The following is a 2,234-nucleotide window of genomic DNA, read 5'->3' as shown; positions in this document are numbered from 1 at the left end:
CGGCGGCGACGGCCGCCAGCCGCGCCCGGCCGGCATCGTCCGCCCCCTGCCCATGCAGCATCAAGCGTTGGCCGGGCGCAGATAAAGCGCGCGCCACGGCAGCCCCGATACCGGCCCCGCCCCCGGTGATGATGGAAACGCGCATGACCCCCAGATCGACAACCCAATCTTCGCCGACTATAGGTCTCGCCTCTGCGGATGCCAACACGCTCGCTGTTGGCTGGCCGAGCGGCGCACGATGCGACCTCAGCGAGCCCGGCGTCCGCGCGGCGCGGCCTGCTTCAACGCGCTCGCGATCGCCCGCACGATCCGCGCATCGGCCTCCGTTCCCTCCCGTATGCGCATCACCACCCGGGTCGAGGGCAGCGCCGGCAACCGCTTCAGCCATTGGCCCCGTGTCACGCAGTCCGTCGGCACGTTGCGCGCCTCCAGAGCAGCAATGCCGAAGCCGGCGACAACAGCGGCCTGGATCGCAGCCACGCCGGTGCCGACGAAGGCCTCGCGCCAGGACACATCGTGCCGGGCCAAGGCGGTTAGTGTGGTGTCGCGGATCGTGCACGGTGCGGACAGCGACACCAGCGGCAGCGGCTGCTCCGGCTCCCATCTGAACGATCTTGCCGCGGTCCAGACCAGCCTGTCCTCCATGATGGTCTCACCCTCGCCGCCGAAATCGCCCGCCCTGCCGATCACGGCATCGTAGCGCCGGCTTGCGAATGCGACGGCGAGCTCTGGAGAACGCCCGACCACGACGGACAGCAGGCGGCCGTCGGGCAGCTCGCGCATCGGCCCCAGGATCGCCGGCAACAGATCGCCGACCGTATGGTCGCTGATCGCGAGCTCGAAGCTGCGGCTGCGCGCCGCGCCGATGGCGCGTACCGCGGCATCATCGTGCAGCTGCAGCACGCGCCGCGCGTCCGGCAGGAACGTCATGCCGAAATTGGTCAGCGACACGTTGTGGGCGTTGCGCTCCATCAGCCGCTGCCCGAGCCGCTCTTCCAGCTTGCGGATCCGGATGCTGACCGCCGACTGCGTGGCGCCGACCGCCGCGCCGGCGGCGGTGAAATTGCGCGCATCGGCCACGGTGACGAAGGCGCGCAGCCAATCGAGTTCGAGGGTCGGCGCCTTATGCATGTTGAATCGTCATCCTTAAGGCTCAAACATTCATTTTCGGAATTGTAGTCTCGCAGCTATGATCCAGCAATCGAAACCATGGGAGAACTGTCATGCCGCTCGTCAGGATCGAACTGCGCCGAGGCAAACCGAGCGCGTTCAAACAAATGCTGACCACCGAGATCTATGAGGCCATGCGCGAGGCCTTCAACGTGCCCGAGCATGACCGCTTCATGGTCATCAACGAGCACGACGCGGACAATTTCATTTTCGACCGCAATTATCTCGGCATCGAACGCTCGGATGATTTGGTCATCATCCAGCTCACGGTGAGCAACACCCGCTCGCTGGAAACCAAGCAGGCGTTCTATGCCCGGCTGGTCGAGCGCCTGCGCCAGCGCCCCGGCGTCCGTCCGGAGGACGTGTTCGTGAACTTCGTCGAGGTCGTGAAGGAGAACTGGTCATTCGGCAACGGCATAGCGCAGTACGTCGTGTAGGCCGACGTCACGCTGATCATGCTCTCGAGCATGAGCCGCTCATAATGACCGTCATTGCGAGGAGCGAAGCGACGAAAACGTTGCAGGGTGGGCAAAGCGAAGCGTGCCCACCGCGCCAGCCACGTTGACGCGTCCAGATGGTGGGCACGGCGCTCTTCCACCGCATTTGCAGAACTGGCGGTGAAGGCGCCTTTGCTCACCCTACGACAAACCGGATTACGGAGCGCCGCAATCGAGACCTCGTAGGATGGGTGGAGCGCAGCGATACCCATCAAATCCACGCGCATCTGCATGATGGGTATCGCTTCGCTCCACCCATCCTACAAAACCGTCGGCTAGATGCTCCCGCCGCTGATAGTCGCGATGACCCGCGTCGCCTTCCAGAACCAATGCGCCCCATCGCGCGCCGACTGCAGGCTTAACACGCGCTTATTCCACAGAGGATCGTGATTGAAACGGATGTTCTCGATCACAAAGGCCTGCTGCTGCAGCCTTCGCAATTGCGCCCAGGCGAAATGGGCCGCGTCCAGTTGCTGGCGAAGCTTGGACACTTCGATGATGTAGGGCGCCGGAAACAGAATTGCGAAGCTACCTGGCATCACGCGATCTCATCGACCTCTTGGGCCC

Annotated in this window: 3 protein-coding genes; 1 reads left to right on the top strand and 2 read right to left on the bottom strand. The window is 64.3% G+C overall.

From position 1 onward, the window contains the following. Window positions 1-246: 246 nt before the first annotated feature. A complete protein-coding gene (locus WA702_RS20805) occupies window positions 247-1,131 on the bottom strand; it encodes a LysR family transcriptional regulator (protein ID WP_425112432.1) in 885 nt (294 codons plus the stop codon). A 92-nt stretch (window positions 1,132-1,223) separates the two neighbouring features. Between WA702_RS20805 and WA702_RS20800 the strand changes: the two genes are divergently transcribed. Continuing rightward, window positions 1,224-1,607 (top strand): tautomerase family protein, encoded by a 384-nt coding sequence (locus WA702_RS20800; protein WP_425112431.1) that lies wholly within the window; start codon window positions 1,224-1,226, stop codon window positions 1,605-1,607. Between the two features lie 335 nt (window positions 1,608-1,942). On the opposite strand, the gene WA702_RS20795 is transcribed toward WA702_RS20800, so the two are convergent. Further along, window positions 1,943-2,206: a hypothetical protein gene (locus tag WA702_RS20795; protein ID WP_425112430.1), complete on the bottom strand. Its 264-nt coding sequence runs from the start codon at window positions 2,204-2,206 to the stop codon at window positions 1,943-1,945. Between the last annotated feature and the right edge of the window lie 28 nt (window positions 2,207-2,234).

Source organism: Bradyrhizobium sp. (assembly GCF_049798375.1).
Classification (GTDB): domain Bacteria; phylum Pseudomonadota; class Alphaproteobacteria; order Rhizobiales; family Xanthobacteraceae; genus Bradyrhizobium.
This window is presented reverse-complemented; position numbering and strand designations above follow the sequence as displayed.

Coding starts and splice junctions, on each gene's coding strand:
- WA702_RS20805 (WP_425112432.1), bottom strand. CDS start 1,131: ATGCATAAGGCGCCGACCCTCGAACTCGATTGGCTGCGCGCCTTCGTC.
- WA702_RS20800 (WP_425112431.1), top strand. CDS start 1,224: ATGCCGCTCGTCAGGATCGAACTGCGCCGAGGCAAACCGAGCGCGTTC.
- WA702_RS20795 (WP_425112430.1), bottom strand. CDS start 2,206: ATGCCAGGTAGCTTCGCAATTCTGTTTCCGGCGCCCTACATCATCGAA.